This window comes from Macromonas nakdongensis, from assembly GCF_002837145.1.
Classification (GTDB): domain Bacteria; phylum Pseudomonadota; class Gammaproteobacteria; order Burkholderiales; family Burkholderiaceae_C; genus Macromonas_B; species Macromonas_B nakdongensis.
Window position 1 is genome coordinate 1 of record NZ_NWMV01000041.1, and the last position, 17,780, is coordinate 17,780.

The 17,780-nt window shown below is 67.1% G+C and carries 18 protein-coding genes; 5 read left to right on the plus strand and 13 right to left on the minus strand.

Translation table 11 applies throughout. The features are described 5' to 3' along the window. A partial coding sequence (locus tag CON77_RS06685; RefSeq protein ID WP_157826860.1) for a hypothetical protein occupies positions 1 to 363 on the minus strand: 363 nt, incomplete at its 3' end. Positions 364 to 456: 93 nt separating this feature from the next. On the opposite strand from CON77_RS06685, the gene argA reads away from it, so the two are divergent. Beyond that, complete coding sequence (gene argA / locus CON77_RS06690; protein ID WP_101048372.1) at positions 457 to 1,806, plus strand: amino-acid N-acetyltransferase; 1,350 nt, start codon at positions 457 to 459, stop codon at positions 1,804 to 1,806. Between the two features lie 561 nt (positions 1,807 to 2,367). On the opposite strand, the gene CON77_RS06700 is transcribed toward argA, so the two are convergent. Both CON77_RS06700 and CON77_RS06705 read right to left on the minus strand, forming a co-directional pair. After that, the gene (locus CON77_RS06700) at positions 2,368 to 2,871 is read right to left on the minus strand and encodes a hypothetical protein (RefSeq protein WP_101048376.1); all 504 of its coding nucleotides are present in this window, start codon (positions 2,869 to 2,871) and stop codon (positions 2,368 to 2,370) included. Continuing rightward, positions 2,864 to 4,036 carry a JmjC domain-containing protein gene (locus CON77_RS06705; RefSeq protein ID WP_101048377.1) on the minus strand — a complete coding sequence of 391 codons (1,173 nt, stop codon included), beginning with the start codon at positions 4,034 to 4,036 and terminating at the stop codon, positions 2,864 to 2,866. The genes CON77_RS06700 and CON77_RS06705 overlap by 8 nt, the downstream gene beginning before the upstream one ends. 14 nt (positions 4,037 to 4,050) lie before the next feature. On the opposite strand from CON77_RS06705, the gene CON77_RS06710 reads away from it, so the two are divergent. Further along, on the plus strand, positions 4,051 to 4,554 hold the full coding sequence (locus CON77_RS06710; RefSeq protein WP_101048379.1) for an FKBP-type peptidyl-prolyl cis-trans isomerase: 504 nt from the start codon (positions 4,051 to 4,053) through the stop codon (positions 4,552 to 4,554). Between the two features lie 63 nt (positions 4,555 to 4,617). On the opposite strand, the gene dut is transcribed toward CON77_RS06710, so the two are convergent. From dut to xseB, 7 genes are all read right to left on the minus strand, one after another. Continuing rightward, a complete protein-coding gene (gene dut, locus CON77_RS06715) occupies positions 4,618 to 5,067 on the minus strand; it encodes a dUTP diphosphatase (protein WP_101048381.1) in 450 nt (149 codons plus the stop codon). Positions 5,068 to 5,075: 8 nt separating this feature from the next. After that, positions 5,076 to 6,884 (minus strand): TRAP transporter large permease, encoded by a 1,809-nt coding sequence (locus CON77_RS06720; protein ID WP_101048383.1) that lies wholly within the window; start codon positions 6,882 to 6,884, stop codon positions 5,076 to 5,078. Then, positions 6,881 to 7,483 carry a TRAP transporter small permease subunit gene (locus CON77_RS06725; RefSeq protein ID WP_101048385.1) on the minus strand — a complete coding sequence of 201 codons (603 nt, stop codon included), beginning with the start codon at positions 7,481 to 7,483 and terminating at the stop codon, positions 6,881 to 6,883. Before CON77_RS06725 ends, CON77_RS06720 begins: the two co-directional genes overlap by 4 nt. Before the next feature lie 155 nt (positions 7,484 to 7,638). Continuing rightward, positions 7,639 to 8,766: a TRAP transporter substrate-binding protein gene (locus CON77_RS06730; RefSeq protein ID WP_101048387.1), complete on the minus strand. Its 1,128-nt coding sequence runs from the start codon at positions 8,764 to 8,766 to the stop codon at positions 7,639 to 7,641. Between the two features lie 158 nt (positions 8,767 to 8,924). After that, positions 8,925 to 10,817, minus strand: a complete 1,893-nt coding sequence (gene dxs, locus CON77_RS06735; RefSeq protein ID WP_101048389.1) for a 1-deoxy-D-xylulose-5-phosphate synthase — start codon at positions 10,815 to 10,817, stop codon at positions 8,925 to 8,927. A gap of 31 nt (positions 10,818 to 10,848) precedes the next feature. Next, on the minus strand, positions 10,849 to 11,763 hold the full coding sequence (locus tag CON77_RS06740; RefSeq protein ID WP_101048391.1) for a polyprenyl synthetase family protein: 915 nt from the start codon (positions 11,761 to 11,763) through the stop codon (positions 10,849 to 10,851). Then, positions 11,760 to 12,002: an exodeoxyribonuclease VII small subunit gene (gene xseB / locus CON77_RS06745; protein ID WP_101048393.1), complete on the minus strand. Its 243-nt coding sequence runs from the start codon at positions 12,000 to 12,002 to the stop codon at positions 11,760 to 11,762. The genes CON77_RS06740 and xseB overlap by 4 nt, the downstream gene beginning before the upstream one ends. 208 nt (positions 12,003 to 12,210) lie before the next feature. Here xseB and CON77_RS06750 point away from each other — a divergent pair, with 208 nt between their 5' ends. The 3 genes from CON77_RS06750 to CON77_RS06760 are packed head-to-tail and all read left to right on the plus strand — an operon-like array spanning position 12,211 to position 15,158. Next, entirely contained in the window at positions 12,211 to 13,362 is a 1,152-nt protein-coding gene (locus tag CON77_RS06750) for an aromatic ring-hydroxylating oxygenase subunit alpha (RefSeq protein WP_101048394.1), read from the plus strand. Positions 13,363 to 13,410: 48 nt separating this feature from the next. Next, entirely contained in the window at positions 13,411 to 14,289 is an 879-nt protein-coding gene (locus CON77_RS06755; RefSeq protein WP_101048396.1) for a DMT family transporter, read from the plus strand. Continuing rightward, positions 14,286 to 15,158, plus strand: coding sequence for a sulfurtransferase (locus CON77_RS06760; RefSeq protein WP_101048398.1), 873 nt, complete (start codon positions 14,286 to 14,288; stop codon positions 15,156 to 15,158). The genes CON77_RS06755 and CON77_RS06760 overlap by 4 nt, the downstream gene beginning before the upstream one ends. Before the next feature lie 4 nt (positions 15,159 to 15,162). On the opposite strand, the gene CON77_RS06765 is transcribed toward CON77_RS06760, so the two are convergent. The 3 genes from CON77_RS06765 to CON77_RS06775 form a co-directional block, all read right to left on the minus strand. Then, positions 15,163 to 15,894 carry a LuxR C-terminal-related transcriptional regulator gene (locus tag CON77_RS06765; RefSeq protein ID WP_101048400.1) on the minus strand — a complete coding sequence of 244 codons (732 nt, stop codon included), beginning with the start codon at positions 15,892 to 15,894 and terminating at the stop codon, positions 15,163 to 15,165. A 40-nt stretch (positions 15,895 to 15,934) separates the two neighbouring features. Further along, a complete protein-coding gene (locus CON77_RS06770; RefSeq protein ID WP_101048402.1) occupies positions 15,935 to 17,038 on the minus strand; it encodes a nucleotidyltransferase family protein in 1,104 nt (367 codons plus the stop codon). 94 nt (positions 17,039 to 17,132) lie between these two features. Beyond that, positions 17,133 to 17,693, minus strand: a complete 561-nt coding sequence (locus CON77_RS06775) for a cyclic nucleotide-binding domain-containing protein (protein WP_198552285.1) — start codon at positions 17,691 to 17,693, stop codon at positions 17,133 to 17,135. Positions 17,694 to 17,780 lie beyond the last annotated feature (87 nt).

Below are 17,780 nucleotides of genomic sequence, written 5' to 3' on the forward strand. Positions count from 1 at the left end.
CTCGGCGATGCGCGTGGCCACCGAACGGGCGGCGATGCGGCGAGGCGGGGTGGGGCCGATCAGCTGGGGGCGTGCGGGCCGCCCGCCGCTGCGTCCACCGCGCGCCCCCCGCGCACCGCCCTCGGCCTGGGCCTGGGCCGCCGCAGCCCCGGCCACAGCGCCCGCGCCCAAGGCCTGGCGCTGCGCCTGCCCGCCCCGCCCCATGGCCAGCGCAATCTTGGGCAACTGGGTGGTCTTGCCCGACCCCGTTTCACCGCAGACGATGACGACCTGGTGCTCACGCAGCGCGGCCTCGATCTCATGGCGCCGGCCAGAAACGGGCAAAGACTCGGGGAATTCGATCTTCAAAGCGGGAGCGGTCAAAGTGCAGCGGGGGTCGAAACCGAAAACGGCGGAGCTTGCGATTATCCTAGGGGTCCGGGCCACACCGTGGCCACACGATTTCCCCCACCGAACATGTCCACGGTTTTCAACTTCACCTTCGTGCCCTGGTTCCGCTCGGTCGCGCCCTACATCCACAAATTCCGCAACCAGACCTTCGTCGTCGGCATCCCGGGCGAGGCCATTGCCGCCGGCAAGCTGCCCAACCTGGCGCAAGACCTGGCCTTGATCCAGAGCATGGGCGTGCGCGTGGTGCTGGTGCACGGCTTCCGTCCCCAGGTGAACGAGCAGCTGCGCGCCAAGGGACACGAAGCGCGCTACCACCTGGGCACCCGCATCACCGATGGCGTGGCGCTGGACTGCGCCCAGGAGGCCGCCGGCCAGCTGCGCTACGAGATCGAGGCCGCCTTCAGCCAGGGCCTGCCCAACACCCCCATGGCCGGCGCGACGGTGCGCGTCATATCGGGCAACTTCATCACCGCGCGGCCGGTCGGCATCGTCGACGGCATCGACTACCAACACTCCGGCCTGGTGCGCAAAGTCGACGTGGCCGGCATGATGCGCGCCCTCGACATGGGTGCCCTGGTGCTGCTCTCGCCCTTCGGTTTTTCGCCCACCGGCGAGGCCTTCAACCTGGGCATGGAAGAGGTGGCCACCAGCGTCGCCATCGCCCTGCAGGCCGACAAGCTGGTGTTCGTGACCGAGGTGCCCGGCATCCGCACCCAGCCGCACGAACCCGAGGGCGAAGACAACCCCATCGACACCGAACTGCCGCTGGCCCAGGCCGAAAAGATCCTCGCCGGCCTGCCCCCCAGCCACCTGCCCACCGACACCGGTTTCTACCTGCAGCACTGCGTCAAGGCCTGCAAGGCCGGGGTGGAGCGCAGCCACATCATCCCCTTCGCGGTCGATGGCGCCCTGCTGCTGGAGGTGTACGTGCACGACGGCATCGGCACCATGGTGGTGGACGAAAAGCTCGAAAGCCTGCGCGAAGCCACCCCCGACGACGTCGGCGGCATCCTGCAACTGATCGAGCCGTTCGAGAAAGACGGCACCTTGGTCAAGCGCAGCCGCACCGAGATCGAACGCGACGTCGCCAACTACACCATCGTCGAGCACGACGGCGTGATCTTCGCCTGCGCGGCGCTCTACCCCTACCCGGAGGCGAAAACCGGCGAAATGGCGGCGGTCACCGTCTCGCCCCAGGCGCAGGGCCAGGGCGATGGCGAAAAGATCCTCAAACGCATCGAGCAACGGGCCCGCTACATGGGGCTGGAAAGCATTTTCGTGCTCACCACGCGCACCATGCACTGGTTCATCAAACGCGGCTTCCAGCCGGTTGACCCGGACTGGCTGCCCGAAGCGCGCAAGCGCAAATACAACTGGGACCGCCGTAGCCGCGTGCTGGTTAAAAAGCTGAACTGAGGCTGACACCCGAGCGGGACGCTCGGGCACTGCCCGGTGCCCAGGCGGGCCCGGGCACAAAAAAACCGCCCGGCGCGAGCGGGGCGGTTTTGGGAGGCGAGTGCCTCGGCAGAATTACTGCTTCTTTTCTTCGGCAGGAGCAGCGGGAGCGGCGGCCGGAGCAGCAGCGTCGGCAGCGGGAGCAGCGGCCGGAGCGGCAGCGGCGTCGGCCGGAGCAGCGGCGGGAGCGGCAGCAGGAGCAGCGGCTTCAGCGGCGGGAGCAGCAGCAGGCGCAGCGGCTTCTTCTTTTTTGCCACAAGCGGCCAGAACAGCAGCAGCCATCAGAGCGGCGATAACGAGAGACTTGTTCATTTTGATTCGCAGTAATTGGACCCGGGACCGTGTGCTTGCACCGCATACGCCAGCCCGATGGACGTATGCAGCGGAACCAATGCACCACAGTGACCTAGACATGCACCAGCTCGGAGCGCATCATAAAGCGCAAATCAGCAGGGGTTAACCCTGAAACCAATTTTTTTCAAACGGTTGCGATTCCGTTGCTGCGCAGCAACACCTCGTGGCTCACAAACCCAAGGTGGATGCGGGAAAGGCCGACACCGCGGCTTGCCACCAGGAATCCAGGGTTTGCTCGGTCTGGGCGCGGCGGGCGCGCTCGGTGCTGACGACGAAGACGCCTTGCTGGGCATCCAGCCGCAGCAGGGCGTGATCGCCCGCCAGCAGCACCGAAGGCAATTCGCTGGCGCGGGCCTTGCCGCAGGACCGGGCCTCGAAGCGGTGGTCCCATTGCCGGCGCCAGTGGACGAAACGGGCGCAGTGGGCCTGCACGCCCCGGAAATCACTGGCCAACATGCGCAGACGCCCTCCCCCCAGGGCCCAGGTGTGCAGGGACGCGACCACGCCCGGCTCCGTCAAGGGCCAGTCGGCAAAGTCGGGGTCGCACCAGAACATCTGCGGCACCCCCAGGGTGGCCGCGTGGGCGACCGTGGCGCGCACCGCCTGGCGAAAGGCCTCGCGCCCGTGCTGGCGCCCTTCTGCGGGCCAGGCGGTGGTCGGGGTGTCACTCACCGTCGGGCTCCGCCGGGTGCAACCAGCCGGCGTCGTGCCAGTCGGCCAGCAGGGCCTGCGCTTCCGCACTCGCCTGGTGCACCGCTTGGGCACTCAGGCCGCGCGCATCGGCCAGTTCGCGCATCAGGCGCGCGTCGCGGCCCCCGGCCCGGAAGGCCTCGCCGTTGATGAAGATGTGCCGCTCGTCGTAGAGCATGCGGGTGCGCCGGTCCAGGCGCACGGCACCGGGCGCCCAGTCCGTGTCGGGTTCTTCGAACCACACCTTGGGTTTGGGCTCGGTCAGCACCTCGCCCAGCACACAGCCCAGGGCTTGGTCGTCGGCCAGCAGGCGCTGCAGCCCTTCGCGGGCAAAGTCCAGCAAACCGGGGGGCACCGCGGCGGGCTGTTCGGTGGCGGGCTGCTGCGGGTCGCGGTAGAGCGCCTCGTCCTCGTGTTCGTCGGCCAGGCGCAGGGCCAGTTCGCCGGCCAGGCCACCGCGTTGGGGCGCCCGAAAGCCGACGGAATACGTCATGCACTCGCCCTCCACCGCCACGCCGTCGTGGGCCCATTTCGGCGGCAAGTAGAGCATGTCGCCCGGCTCCAGCACCCATTCCTCTTCCGGCTCGAAATGGCGCAGGATTTTCAGCGGCACGTCCTCCTGCAGCGACAGGTCTTTCTGCCGGCCGATGCGCCAGCGGCGCTTGCCCTGGGCCTGCAGCAGGAACACGTCGTAACTGTCGAAATGCGGCCCCACCCCACCGCCTTCACTGGCCCAGGAGATCATCAGGTCGTCCAGCCGGGCGTCGGGCACGAAACGGAAACCCTGCATCAGGCGGTGGACGGCGTCCACGTGCAGGTCCACCCCCTGCACCAGCAAGGTCCAGGCCGGCTGCTTGAAGGGCGGCAAGGCCTTGCGCGCCAGCGGCCCGTGGTTCAGGGTCCAGCTGCCGTCGGGGCGCTGGACGATCGCCCGCGACTCGACCCCTTCGCCACCGGCCAGGGCAAACAGTTCGCCCCGGTCCAGCAAGGGCTTGAAGTCGGGGATGGCCTGGCGGATCAGCAGGGGTTTCTTTTGCCAGTGGCGCCGCATGAACTGTTGCGGGGTCAGGCCACCCAGCAAGGGCAAGGGGGCATCGGCAGGGAGCCCGGTCGGGCCCGGGCGGTGGCGGGTTTGGGGGGAAGTCATGGGACAATTGTCCGATGAAAATCACCCCGCAATGCGTCGTCTCGCTGACCTGGACGCTGAAAGACACCCTGGGCGAAACACTGGACGAACTCGACGAGCCCACCGAGTTCCTGGTCGGTGGCCACGACCTGCTGGACCAGATCGACGAGGCCCTGCAGGGCCGTGGCGCGGGCGACACGCTGGAGCTGCACCTGGAGCCGGAACACGCCTTCGGCGACTTCGACGACCAGTTGCTCTACCTGGAGCCGCGCACCTGTTTCCCCGCCGAACTGGAAGAAGGCATGGCTTTCGAAGGCCTGCCGCCGGGCTGCACCGCCTCGGCCCCGGCCGACCGGCTCTACTTTGTGAGCGAAATCTACCCCGAGCACGTGGTGCTGGACGCCAACCACCCACTGGCCGGCATTGCCCTGCGCATCGCGCTGAAGGTGCACGCGGTGCGCGAGGCCACCCTGGAAGAGATTGGCCAGGGCACCCTGGGCACCGGCTTCTTCAAACTCGGCGGCCCCGCGGGCGATTGAGTGTCCCGGCACGGGCGCCGGGCCAGCGCGCACCGGGCCCTGTGTGCGGGGCCCGGCTCGGCTTCAGCACCGGCCGGTGGAGCCGTAGCCCCCCACGCCGCGCTCGGTGGTGCTCTCGAACGCCTCCACCCAGTTGAACTGCGCCTGCACCACGGGCACGATGACCAGTTGTGCGATCCGCTCCATCGGCTCGATGGTGAAGGCCACGTCGCTGCGGTTCCAGGCGCTGACCATCAGCTGGCCCTGGTAGTCGCTGTCGATCAGCCCCACCAGGTTGCCCAGCACGATGCCGTGCTTGTGACCCAGCCCGGAACGCGGCAGGATGAGCGCGGCATAGCCCGGATCGGCCAGGTGGATGGCCATGCCGGTGGGTACCAGCTGCCAGGCGTTGGGCGCCAGGGTCAGCGGCGCCTCCAGGCAGGCCCGCAGGTCCAGCCCGGCGCTGCCGGGAGTGGCGTAGGCCGGCGGCTGCGCACGCAGCCGCTCGTCCAGAATTTTCACGTCGATCTGCATGGGTGGCCTCAAGGTTTTCGCAGGGACTCTTGCAGCGCCTTCAGCGGGTCGATGGTCTGCTCCATCGGCGGCGGCTGGGTGCCGTCGGTGCCGGCCGGCGCGGGCGCGTCCGGGGCCACCGGATCGGCCGCCTCTTCACCCCAGGGCGAGGCACCGAAACCGCCACCCAGACCCGGCATGTTCTGCAACTGCTCCGTCACCGCGGAATTGTCCACGGCCTTGGCTGGCTTGAGCTGCCCGGTCACCAGGCTGGGTTGCCACATCAGCAAACCCACCATGATGAGCTGGAGCACGATGAAGGCCACCGACCCCTTGTAGATCTGCTGGGTGGTCACCGCCGGAATGCGCTGGCCGGTCACCTCGTCGGTGTAGTCCTTGCGGGCGGCCACGCTGCGCAGGTAGAACAAGGCAAAACCGAAGGGCGGCGTCAGGAAGGAGGTCTGCAGGTTCATCGCGATGATGATGCCGAACCAGATCAGGTTGATGTCGAGCTTCTCGGCCACCGGCGCCAGCAGCGGGATGACGATGAAGGCGATTTCAAAGAAATCGATGAAGCAGCCCAGGCCGAACACCAGCAGGTTGACCACGATCAGGAACCCGATCTGGCCGCCAGGCAGCTTGTCGAACAGGTGCTCCACCCAGATGTGGCCGTCGGCGGCGTTGAAGGTGAAGCTGAACACGGTCGAGCCGATCAGGATGAACAGCACGAAGATCGACAGCTTGGTGGTGTTTTCCAGCGCCTGCGTGAGCAGGCCCAGATTGAGGCGGCGGCGCGCCAGGGCCATGATCAAGGCCCCCACCGCCCCCATGGCACCGCCCTCGGTCGGGGTGGCCACGCCCAGGAAGATGGTGCCCAGCACCAGAAAGATCAACACCAGCGGCGGGATCAGCACGAAGGTGACCTGCTGCGCCAGGCGCGACACCAGGTTCAGGCGCAGGGCCTTGTTGAACAAGGCCAGCACCAGGGCGGCCAGCGCGGCCACCAGGGCCGCGACGATGAAGACCTCGTCCGCCGCGGCCTCGCCCGTGCGGCCCAGCCAGGCCTGCATCAGCCCGCTGTGCACCTGTGCCCAGCCATAGCCAATGCCCAGGGAAATGGCCAGCAGCACGAACAAGGAGGCGTGGCCGCTGCTGCCATTGGCCTCGTTGTAGATGCGCGCCTCCGGCGGCAGGGCCGGCACCCAGGCGGGTCGGACGAACGCCAGCACCACGATGAACAGCAGGTACAGGCCCACCAGCATCAGGCCCGGCAGCAGGGCCGCGGCGTACATGTCGCCCACGGAACGGCCGAGCTGGTCGGCCAGCACGATCAGCACCAGCGACGGTGGAATGGCTTGCGCCAGCGTGCCCGAGGCGGTGATGGTGCCGGTGGCCACGGCCCGGTTGTAGCCGTAGCGCAGCATGATGGGCAGGGAAATCAGGCCCATGGAGATCACGGCCGCGGCGACCACACCGGTGGTGGCCGCCAGCAGCGCCCCCACCAGAATCACCGCGATGCCCAGGCCGCCGCGCAGCGGGCCGAACACCTGGCCGATGGTTTCCAGCAGGTCCTCGGCCATGCGGCTGCGCTCCAGGATGATGCCCATGAGCGTGAAGAAGGGAATGGCCAGCAAGGTGTCGTTCTGCATGATGCCGAACACCCGCAACGGCAGGGCATTGAACAGCGTTTGCGGGAACAGGCCCAGCTCCATGCCGATGAGGCCGAAGAACAGGCCTGTGGCCGCCAGCGAGAACGCCACCGGGAAGCCAATCAGCAGAAAAGCCAGCAACCCCACGAACATGAAGGGCACGAATTGGGCGGTCAAGAGTTCGGTCATTTCTGGGCTCCTGCGGCGGCGGCCTGTTCGGCCGCGGCAATCTCTTTGGCCAGTTGTTCGGTTTCACTGGGACCCGTGTGGCTCAGCGGATCGGGGCCACCGCAGAACAGGAAGTCCAGGCGCTTGATCAGCTCGGACACGCCTTGCAGGGCCAGCAGCGCAAAGCCAGCGGGGATCAAGGCAAACACCGGCCAGCGGATCAGGCCACCGGCGCTGGACGACATTTCGCCGCTGACCCAGGCGCGCTCGAACACCGGCCAGCCCATGCTGGCCAGCATGTAGCACAGGGGAAACAGGAACACGAGGATGCCGACCACATCCACCCAGTTGCGCGCCCGGTCCGACAAGCGGCTGGACACCACGTCGATGCGCACGTGCGCGTTGCGCAGGAAGGCATAGCCACCGCCCAGCATGAACACCGCGGCAAACAGGTACCACTGGATTTCCAGGAAGGCGTTGGAGCTGAGGTTGAAGGCCTTGCGGGAAATCGCATTGCCGGCGCTGATCAGCGTGGCCGCCAACACCAGCCACATGGCCAGTTTTCCCACCAGGCCATTGATCCAGTCAATGCCGCGGGCGATGCGCATCAGAAAATTCATGGTCGGGGTCCTCCGCATGGGGTGGTGGACGGCAGCGGGCTTCTGGCCCGCCGCCCCCGGGCTTGGTGGGGTGGCCACCGCGCCTCGGGTCAGGGATCAAACAAAAAACCCCGCACGGCGGCGGGGCTGGGCTCGGACGGTCGGTCCGCCGGCCCTCACAGGCGGGTGTTCTGCATGTAGTTGTCGAACAGCCCTTCGGTGAAACGGAACCACAGGTTCTGATCGCGGCGGAATTCCGTGTAGTCGCCGTAGATCTTCTTCCAGTTGGCGTTGGTGTCGCTCAGCTCGGTGTACAGCTCGTTGGCGGCCTTGAACGCGGCGTCCATGGTGCTCTTGGGGAAAGGCAACACCTTGGTGCCCGCCGCCACCAGGCGCTTGAGGGCCTGCGGGTTCAGGGCGTCGTACTTGGCCTGCATATCGCTGTGGGCCATGGCGGCCGCGGCCTCGACAATGGCCTTGTTCTCGGCCGACAGCTTGTTGTACGCCTCTTTGTTGATGTAGAGGTCGATCTGCGCGCCGCCCTCCCACCAGCCGGGGTAGTAGTAGAACGGGGCCACCTTGTTGAAGCCCAGTTTTTCGTCGTCGTAGGGGCCGACCCATTCGCAGGCGTCGATGGTGCCGCGCTCCAGGGCCTGGTAAATCTCGCCGCCCGGAATGGCCTGGGGCACGGCGCCCAGACGCGACAGCACCTTGCCGGCGAAGCCGCCCAGGCGCATCTTCAGGCCGTTGATGTCGCTCACGCCCTTGATTTCCTTGCGGAACCAGCCGCCCATCTGGGCACCGGAGTTGCCGCAGGGGAAGTTGACGATGTTGTACTGGTCGTAGAACTCGCGGAACAGCTTGAGGCCGTTGCCGTGGTACATCCACGACGACAGCTGGCGGCTGTTGAGGCCGAAGGGAATGGCCGTGCCGATGGCAAAGGTGTCGTCCTTGCCGATGTGGTAGTACGCACAGGTGTGGGCGGCTTCCACGGTGCCTTGCTGGACGGCATCGACCACGCCGAACGGCGGCACCAGTTCGCCACCCGGGTGGACGGTGATCTGGAACTTGCCACCCGACATGACGTTGACGGCCTTGGCAAACACCTCGGCACCGCCGTAGATGGTGTCCAGCGCCTTGGGGAAGCTCGAAGCAATGCGCCAGCGAACGGTGTCACCGGTGGCCACCGCGGGGGCGGCGGGTGCTGCGGCCGGGGCGGCGGCTTCTTCTTTTTTGCCACAGGCGGCCAGCAAACCGGCCAGGCCAATCGCGCCAGAACCGGCAATCAATGAACGGCGATCCATAGGTGGTGACTCCAAAATTGGGTGGTGGGGTGTCCGATTCCTGCGCGACCAACTTGTCGTCAGGATGACAGGCGACGACGATTGTAAGGAATGGAAGGCGTGGGGTTTGCCGGGTTTACCCGGCGATCCGGGGCGACCGACCGAAAAGATTTCAATCCTCAGGCGTCGGCGCCAACGATTTTCAAACTGGCGCCCGTTTTCAGCAGCTCGGCGAAGCGTTCGCGCACGCTGCGCTCGATGCCCGCCGCGTCCAAGCCCAGCAGGGACAGGAGTTTGACCGGATCGCCGTGCTCGACGAAGCGGTCGGGCAGGCCCAGCGTCAGCACCGGCAGGGTCAGGCCCTGGGTCTGCAGCGCTTCCAGCACCGCACCGCCCGCCCCCCCGGGCAAGGCGCCCTCTTCCACGGTGACCAAAGCCTCGTGCGAACCGGCGAGTTCGTGCAGCAGGTCCAGGTCCAGCGGCTTGGCCCAGCGCATGTTGGCCACGGTGGCGTTCAGGGTTTCGCCGGCTTGCAGGGCCGGGTACAACAGCGTGCCGAAAGCCAGGATGGCCACACCCCGACCGCGGCGGCGCACCTCACCCTTGCCAAAAGGCAGGCCCGCCAGGGTCGCAGGCAGTGGCGTGCCCGCCCCCGAGCCGCGGGGGTAGCGCACGGCCACCGGGTGGTTCTGTTCGTGTGCGGTGGACAGCAGGCCGTAGCACTCGGCCTCGTCGGCCGGGCAGGCGATCGACACATTCGGCACGCAACGCAGGAAGGGGATGTCGTAGGCACCGGCGTGGGTGGGGCCGTCGGCACCGACGATGCCGGCGCGGTCCAGCGCGAACACCACCGGCAGGTTCTGCAGGGCCACGTCGTGGATCAACTGGTCGTAGGCGCGCTGCAGGAAGGTGGAATAAATGGCCACCACGGGCTTCAGGCCCTCGCAGGCCAGGCCGGCGGCGAAGGTCACGGCGTGCTGCTCGGCAATGCCCACGTCGTGGTAACGGTCGGGGAATTTCTGGTGGAACTCCACCATGCCCGAGCCCTCGCGCATGGCGGGGGTGATACCGACCAGCCGCGGGTCGTGCGCGGCCATGTCGCACAGCCACTGGCCAAACACCTGGCTGAAGGTCGGCTTGGGCGCCTGGGCGGGCTTTTGCAGGCCCACGCTCGGGTCGAACTTGCCGGGGCCGTGGTAGGCGATCGGGTCGGCCTCGGCCAGCTTGTAGCCCTGGCCTTTTTTGGTGACGACGTGCAGGAATTGCGGGCCGTCGAGCTGGCGGATGTTTTCCAACGTGGGAATCAGGCTGTCGAGGTCGTGGCCGTCGATCGGGCCGATGTAGTTGAAGCCAAACTTCTCGAACAGCGTGGCCGGCACCACCATGCCCTTGGCCTGTTCTTCCAGGCGCTTGGCCAGCTCGAACAGCGGCGGCGCCACGCTCAGCACCTGCTTGCCCACGTGCTTGGCGGCCGAGTAGAAACGCCCACTCATCAGCTGCGCCAGGTAGCGGTTGAGCGCCCCTACCGGCGGGCTGATCGACATGTCGTTGTCGTTGAGGATGACGAGCAGGCGGCTGTCGCTGACGCCGGCGTTGTTCAGCGCCTCGAAGGCCATGCCGGCGGTCATGGCACCGTCACCGATCACGGCGATGGCGTGGCGGTGCTCGCCCTTTTGTTTGGAAGCCAGGGCCATGCCCAGGGCGGCCGAAATGCTGGTGGACGAGTGCGCGGTGCCGAAGGCGTCGTACTCGCTCTCGCTGCGCAGCGGGAAGCCGCTGACGCCGCCCAGCTGGCGCAGGGTGTGCATGCGACCGCGCCGGCCGGTCAGGATTTTGTGCGGGTAGGTCTGGTGGCCCACGTCCCAGACGACGCGGTCGTGCGGCGTGTCGAACACGTAGTGCAGCGCCACCGTCAGCTCCACCGTGCCCAGGTTGGAGCTGAGGTGCCCGCCGGTCTTGGCCACGCTGTGCAGCAGGAACTCGCGCAGCTCGTCGGCCAGCGGACGCAAGGCGGTGCGCGGCAGGCGCCGCAGGTCGGACGGGGCGTGGATGGTGTCGAGCAATCCGGTCATGGTGGGTGCCTCGTGCGGGTTCGGGCCGGGGTCAATGGGTGCGGCGCACCACGCTGTGGGCCAGGTGCTCCAGGGCGTGCGGCGCGGGCAGGCCACCGCCGTGCAGGGCCTGCAAGGCCTGTTCCAACAGGCCTTGGGCGTAGGCCTGGGCCCCCGCCAGCCCGAGCAGGGCCACGAAAGTGGGCTTGTCGGCGGCGGCGTCCTTGCCCGCGGTTTTGCCCAGGGTCGCGGAATCGGCGGTCACGTCGAGCACGTCGTCCACCACCTGGAAGGCCAGGCCCAGGGCCCGGCCATAGGCGTCGAGCGCGGCGGTCTGCGCGGCACTGGCGCCGGCGGCCAGGGCCCCCAGGCGCACGCTGGCCAGCAGCAAGGCCCCGGTCTTGCGGCGGTGCATGTCTTCCAGTTGGGGCTGGGACAAGACCTGACCCACGCCAGCCAGGTCGATGGCCTGGCCGCCGGCCATGCCTTCGTGGCCGGACGCACGGGCCAGCACCCGGCACAGGCGGGCGGCGAGGGCTTCGTCCAGGCCCGCTTCGTCGGGCAGCAGCAGCTCGAACGCCAGGGCCTGCAGGGCATCGCCGGCCAGCAGCGCCTGGGCTTCGCCGTAGCGCACGTGCACGGTGGGCTTGCCCCGGCGCAGCACGTCGTTGTCCATGCAGGGCATGTCGTCGTGCACCAGGGAATAGGCGTGGATCAATTCGACCGCACAGGCCCCGCGCAAGGCCAGAGGCGGGGCGTCCGATTCGGTGTGTCCGCCCACGGCCTGGGCGGCCGCGATGGTCAGCAAGGGGCGCAGGCGCTTCCCGCCGTCCAGCACGGCGTAGCGCATGGCATCCCCCAATCCGGCGGGTGCGTCCCCAGGCACCCACGCCTCCAGGGCGCGCTCCACCGTGGCCAGTTGCTGGTGGGACCAGGCGGCAAAATCCCAGGCGGCAGGCGCGCTCATGCCCCGGCCGTCCAGTTCTTCAACTCGCCGCCGTCCATCACCTGGATCTGCTGCTCCACGGCGTCGAGCCGTTCGCGGCAAAACGCCAACAGGGCGGCACCGCGCTGGTACTGGCCCAACAGCTCGTCCAGCGGCAGCTGGCCCGCGTCCAGGCGCGCCACCAAGGCTTCGAGTTCCTGCACCGCGGCCTCGTAGCTGGCGGGCAGGGCCGGGGTCGTGGAAGTGGGCGTCTTGGGCATGGGGCGGGACTGACAAAACCTGCGATTTTAGGCGCTTCCGGGCCACCCTGCCCGGCCCACAGCCCCCGAAAACCACCCCCGGGGTACAATCCCGCTCCTTTTTCAACTCAATGGGAGTTGTTTCACCCTTCCCGCGCTGATTCGTTCACTCGTCTCATAAAGCGCTTCCCTGCCCCTTCATAGGGGGAGTCTTTAGGTCAGGACCGTCATGTCTGATTTGAGTCTTCAATTGCAGCAGGCCGCAAGCCAATTGCCCGTTTCCAGTTACTTCGACGAGGCGCTGTTCCAGCGCGAACTGGAGACCATCTTTCAGCGCGGGCCCCGCTATGTGGGGCACACCAACGCCGTTCCCAACGTCGGCGACTACCACGCCTTGCCCCAGGAGGGCGAAGGCCGCGCCCTGGTGCGCACCGCCAACGGGGTGGAACTGGTCAGCAACGTCTGCCGCCACCGCCAGGCCGTCATGCTCAAAGGGCGCGGTAACCTGGGTGAGGCCAAGGCCGGCCACGCCGCCGGCAACATCGTGTGCCCGCTGCACCGCTGGACATACAGCGGCGGCTCGGCCATGGGCCAGTTGGGCGAACTCATCGGCGCGCCCCACTTCGCGCAAGACCCCTGCCTGAACCTGCAGCGCTACCCGCTGCGCGAGTGGAACGGCCTGCTGTTTGAAGACAACGGCCGCGACATTGAAGCCGATCTGGCCCACATGGGCCCCGCGTCCACCCTCAGTTTTGACGGCATGGTATTGGGCCACGTGGAGTTGCACACCTGCCACTACAACTGGAAGACCTTCATCGAGGTCTATCTGGAGGACTACCACGTCGTGCCCTTCCACCCCGGGCTGGGCAACTTCGTGACCTGCGACGACCTGAAGTGGGAGTTCAAGCCCGAATACTCGGTGCAGACGGTGGGCGTGCAAAACCTGCTGGGCCAAAGCGGCAGCCCCACCTACCAGAAGTGGCACGACGTGCTGATGGCCTACCGCAACGGCGAACTGCCCGAGCAAGGCGCCGTGTGGCTGACCTACTACCCCCACATCATGGTGGAGTGGTACCCGCACGTGCTCACCGTGTCCACCCTGCACCCCCTGGGCGTGGACAAGACCATGAACATGGTCGAGTTCTACTACCCCGAAGAGATCGCCGCCTTCGAGCCCGAATTCATGGCAGCGCAACGCGCCGCCTACATGGAAACCTGCATCGAGGACGACGAAATCGCCGAGCGCATGGACGCCGGCCGCAAGGCCCTGTTCGAGCGTGGCACCAGCGAAGTCGGCCCTTACCAGAGCCCGATGGAAGACGGCATGCAGCACTTCCACGAGTGGTACCGCGCCAAGCTGGGCGAACACCTGCAGGGGTAAGCCATCGGCCCACGGCACGCGCAAGTCCGCCCGCTCCAGTCCCTGTGGATGGTGCTGGGCGCCTTCCTGTTTGCCACCATGGGGGTGTGCATCAAGTACGCGTCGGTGCACTTCAACACCTTCGAGATCGTGGCCTACCGTGGCCTGATCGGCGTGCTTTTTCTGGTGTTCGCCACCCGGGCCCGCGGCGTGTCGCTGCGCACCCAGGTGCCGGGAATGCACCTCTGGCGCAGCGTGGTCGGCGTCACCGCGCTGCTGACGTGGTTCTATTCCATCGCCCTGCTGCCGCTGGCCACGTCCATGACGCTGAACTACATGAGCAGCATCTGGATTGCCACCTTCCTGCTGGGCGGCAGCCTGTTGCTGCAGAAAGCGCCTGCGCCCTTGCGCCAGCAAGGGCCGCTGTTTGTCACGGTGCTGGCCGGTTTTGCCGGGGTGGCCCTGGTGCTGCGCCCCACCTTCGGGGCCGACCAGGTGCTGGGCGGACTCTCGGGTTTGATGTCGGGCCTGGTGTCGGCCCTGGCCTACCTGCAGGTGGCGGCTTTGTCGCGCGCCGGCGAACCCGAAAGCCGCACCGTGTTCTATTTCTCCCTGGGGGCGGCCGGCGTTGGCCTGCTCGGCATGGCCGTGGTTGGCGCCCACGCCTGGACCTGGCCCACGGCCCTGTGGCTGCTACCCATCGGCCTGCTGGCGGTGCTGGGCCAGCTGTGCATGACGCGCGCTTACGCCAGCGGCGCCACCCTGGTGGTGGCCAATCTGCAATACTCCGGCATCGCGTTCGCGGGCCTGTACAGCCTGGTGATCTTCGGCGACGCATTGCCGCTGGTCGGCTGGCTGGGCATGGCGCTCATCGTGGCCAGCGGCATCGCCGCCACCTTCCTGCGCGAACGCGCCGTGCCCCAGATGCCCGCCGAGGAACACGCATGACCACCCCCTACACCACCCTCATCAGCGCCGAACAGCTCATGGCCCTGCACGCCAGTGGCAGCCCGCCCCTGGTGTTCGACTGCAGCTTCGACCTGACGGCCCCCGACGCCGGCGAACGCCTGTACGCCGAGGCCCACCTGCCGGGCGCTGTGTACATGCACCTGGACCGTGACCTGAGCGACAAAACCGGCGCGGCGGACGCGGCCTCGGGCGGACGCCATCCCCTGCCCAGCCGCGAACGCTTCGCCACCCGCCTGCGCGAACGCGGCCTGGACCTGGACCGCCAAGTGGTGGTGTACGACCGGCAAGGCGGCCATTTCTGCGTGCGACTCTGGTGGATGCTGCGCTGGTGCGGCCACACCGCGGTGGCCGTGCTCGACGGCGGCCTGCCCGCCTGGCAAGGGGCCGGTGGCGCCCTCGAAACCGGCACGCCCATCAAGGCGCCGGCTCACGGCACGTTCATGCTGCGGCCCAGCACGGTCACGGCCCACGGCGCCCAGCACCTGCTGCAGCGGCTGGGCCAGCCCGAACAAACCGTGGTGGACGCCCGGGCCCGGGCCCGCTTCACCGGCGAGGTGGAACCGCTGGACCCGGTGGCGGGCCACATCCCCGGGGCCTTGAACCGCCCTTTCACCGACAACTTCCTGCCCGACGGCCGCTTCAAGCCCGCCGCCCAACTGCGGGCCGAATTCGAAGCCTTGCTGAACGGTCGCCCCGCCAGCAGCGTGGTCCACCACTGTGGCAGCGGCGTCACCGCCACCCCCAACGTGCTGGCCATGGAAATTGCCGGCCTGGGCCACACGGCCCTGTTCCCGGGCAGCTGGAGCGAATGGTGCCAGACCCCCGGCGCACCCTGCGCCCGGGGCTGAAGGATCAGGCCTCGGCGGCCAGGCCGTGGCGGTGGGCGAAGGCGTACAACTCGACCCGGTTGCCCAGGCCCAGCTTGCTGTAAACCGAGGTCAGGTGGTTGCGCAAGGTGTTTTCGCTGATGCGCATGCGCTGCGCCAGCACCTTGCCAGGGGCCGAGGCGTCGGCCGCGAGCGCCGCCACCATCTGCCGTTCACGCGCCGTCAGCAAGCCCAGCCGGGCTTTCTCGGGATCGTCGTTGCGCCCGGTCTTCTGGCGGGCCAGTTCCAGAAAAATGCGGCCGGTGGCGGTGCGGTCGATCCAGACCTCACCGGCCTGCACCTTGGCAATCGCCTTGAGCAGCACGTCGGGGGCCTCGCGCTTGCCCACCACGCCGCGTGCGCCGGCCAGCACCGCGCTGTCGTACACCGTCGTGTCGCCCGAACTGGTCACGGCCAACAATTTGGCAGAAGTCTGGGCGTGCAGATGGGTCAGGGCTTCGCTGTCCTCCTCGCCATCCAGGTCGTACACCACCACATCGGGGCGCCATTCGGCTGCCCGCAACACCCCCTCGGCGGCGGAGGACACGCAGCCCACGCAGGTCAAGCCCTGGGGCTCCGATGCCAGCAGACGTTCCAGGCCCCAGGCCGACAGAGGCAGTGCCACCACCATCACCCGGGTGGGGGCCGCGGCACGCCCTGTGGGGGCGCTGTGGCGCTGGGACGATTGGACCAAAACAGGGGCGATGAAGTCGTTCATTCCAACCATACCGAACCAGCCGCGAAATGGTTTCAAACGCTCAGGCGCGGGCGTCGCCCCAGCGCAAGGGGAAGCGGTCGTCACCGACGTAAGTGGCGTTGCCCAGTCGGTCCACGCAGTAGCTGGGCGAGACGATCATGTCCTGGAACAGCATGCCGGCACCGATGCGGGTGTATTCGAACAACACGCTGCGCTCCACCCGGGAACCGGCCCGCACATGGCTGCCGTGCCCGATCCAGGCCGGTCCGATGATGCTGCAGCCCGGCTCCAGCTTGACGCTGGAACCCAGGTACACCGGCCCCTGCACGTGCACCGTGTTCCAGTCGACCTTGGTGTTCAGTCCCACCCACACCCCGGGCTTGACCTCGGTGCCCGGCATGCGCATTTCGGCCACCTCGCCACGCAGTACCCGCTGCAGCACCGACCAGTAGTCGCTCACCCGACCGATGTCGATCCAGTTGAAAAAACGGTCCTGGGCGTAGAACGGCAGGCCCTGCTCCACCAGCATGGGAAACAGCTCGCTGCCGATGTCGAACACCTTGTCCTGCGGCACCAGGTCGAGCACCGCCGGCTCGAAGATGTAAATACCCGTGCTGGCCAGGGTGGACTTGGCCTCGGCGGGCTTGGGTTTTTCCTGAAAGGACTGCACCTTGCCGTCTTTGTCCGCCACCACAATGCCGTAGTTGTTCACCTGGTCGCGCGGCACGTCCAGCGTCACCACGCTGGCCAGGGCGCCCTTGTGCTTGTGCTCGTGCAGGGCCGCGCCAATGTCCAGGTCGATCAGTGCATCGCCACAGATGACCAGCGTGGTTTCATCGAAAAAGCCGCTGTTGTCCTGGATGTGGCGCATGCCCCCGGCCGAGCCCAGGGGACGGGGCAGGATGTCGCCGTGGTCGTAGACCCCTTCATAAGAGTAGCCAATCTCCACACCCCAGCGGTGCCCATCGCGGAAGTACTCCTCGATCTTGCGGTGGTTGTAGGCCACGTTCACCATGATCTGGGTGATGCCGTGCCGCGCCAGGTGCTCGATCAGGTACTCCATCACCGGCTTGCCCAGAATCGGCACCATCGGTTTGGGCAAATCCTTGGTGAGTGGTCGCACGCGGGTGCCTTGCCCCGCGGCCAGAATCATGCCTTTTGCCATTGCGTTTGCTCCCATTGCCACGCCCTCCGAAGGGTGGCCTAGGGCGGCATCATACGGGCTAAATAACAGGCACTTAGTCCATTCAGACCATGCGTCACAAATCCGCCGGACGCGTGGCACTCCAAGGCAAGCCAAGCGCCGGCCGCTTGTGCGCCAGCTCATCTTGGGCGCGGTGCAAGCGCTCTGCCAACGAATGCATCACCGCCAACAGCAGCTTGTTGCCCAAGCGCGGGGTCGTCAGCAAAATGTCGCGAAACGCCTGCCGCGTCAACACCGCCACGTCCACCGGCTCCAGCGCCACACAGGTCTTGCTGCGTGGCGTCTGGTCAATCATGGACATTTCCCCAATCGTGCGCCCCGGCCCCAAAGAAACCATCCGGTGGATTTGTCCAGCTTCGTCCTTGATCTGTAGTTCGACCCGACCTGTCATGAGGATGAGCATGAAAGACGAGTCGTCCCCCTCGCGCATCAGCACACAACCGCGCGGGGCCGAAAAACAGGTCATGTGGGCGCACAGCAATTGCGTGTCGGCTTCGTCCAAAGCCTCCAACAAGGTGGTGCGACTCAAAATTTGATGGATGTCGTCCGCAAAAGCCAACGCCGACCCCAAACACTCGCACTGTGGGGGCAACAAATCGGGAGGCGTCGCTTTCATGTGTTCAAGTTTAACCATGCGTTAAGGTTTTTTGGAATCGTCCGTTCAGACAATCGTCACCCCCTCAGTTGGCGGAATCCATGGACC

What these genes read in the sequence shown, in the direction of transcription:
- CON77_RS06755 (WP_101048396.1), top strand. Translation starts at nt 13,411, where the DNA reads ATGGTGCTGGGCGCCTTCCTGTTTGCCACCATGGGGGTGTGCATCAAG.
- dxs (WP_101048389.1), bottom strand. Translation starts at nt 10,817, where the DNA reads ATGACCGGATTGCTCGACACCATCCACGCCCCGTCCGACCTGCGGCGC.
- CON77_RS06740 (WP_101048391.1), bottom strand. Translation starts at nt 11,763, where the DNA reads ATGAGCGCGCCTGCCGCCTGGGATTTTGCCGCCTGGTCCCACCAGCAA.
- CON77_RS06730 (WP_101048387.1), bottom strand. Translation starts at nt 8,766, where the DNA reads ATGGATCGCCGTTCATTGATTGCCGGTTCTGGCGCGATTGGCCTGGCC.
- CON77_RS06750 (WP_101048394.1), top strand. Translation starts at nt 12,211, where the DNA reads ATGTCTGATTTGAGTCTTCAATTGCAGCAGGCCGCAAGCCAATTGCCC.
- CON77_RS06710 (WP_101048379.1), top strand. Translation starts at nt 4,051, where the DNA reads ATGAAAATCACCCCGCAATGCGTCGTCTCGCTGACCTGGACGCTGAAA.
- CON77_RS06775 (WP_198552285.1), bottom strand. Translation starts at nt 17,693, where the DNA reads ATGAAAGCGACGCCTCCCGATTTGTTGCCCCCACAGTGCGAGTGTTTG.
- xseB (WP_101048393.1), bottom strand. Translation starts at nt 12,002, where the DNA reads ATGCCCAAGACGCCCACTTCCACGACCCCGGCCCTGCCCGCCAGCTAC.
- CON77_RS06720 (WP_101048383.1), bottom strand. Translation starts at nt 6,884, where the DNA reads ATGACCGAACTCTTGACCGCCCAATTCGTGCCCTTCATGTTCGTGGGG.
- CON77_RS06770 (WP_101048402.1), bottom strand. Translation starts at nt 17,038, where the DNA reads ATGGCAAAAGGCATGATTCTGGCCGCGGGGCAAGGCACCCGCGTGCGA.
- CON77_RS06725 (WP_101048385.1), bottom strand. Translation starts at nt 7,483, where the DNA reads ATGAATTTTCTGATGCGCATCGCCCGCGGCATTGACTGGATCAATGGC.
- argA (WP_101048372.1), top strand. Translation starts at nt 457, where the DNA reads ATGTCCACGGTTTTCAACTTCACCTTCGTGCCCTGGTTCCGCTCGGTC.
- CON77_RS06765 (WP_101048400.1), bottom strand. Translation starts at nt 15,894, where the DNA reads ATGAACGACTTCATCGCCCCTGTTTTGGTCCAATCGTCCCAGCGCCAC.
- dut (WP_101048381.1), bottom strand. Translation starts at nt 5,067, where the DNA reads ATGCAGATCGACGTGAAAATTCTGGACGAGCGGCTGCGTGCGCAGCCG.
- CON77_RS06760 (WP_101048398.1), top strand. Translation starts at nt 14,286, where the DNA reads ATGACCACCCCCTACACCACCCTCATCAGCGCCGAACAGCTCATGGCC.
- CON77_RS06705 (WP_101048377.1), bottom strand. Translation starts at nt 4,036, where the DNA reads ATGACTTCCCCCCAAACCCGCCACCGCCCGGGCCCGACCGGGCTCCCT.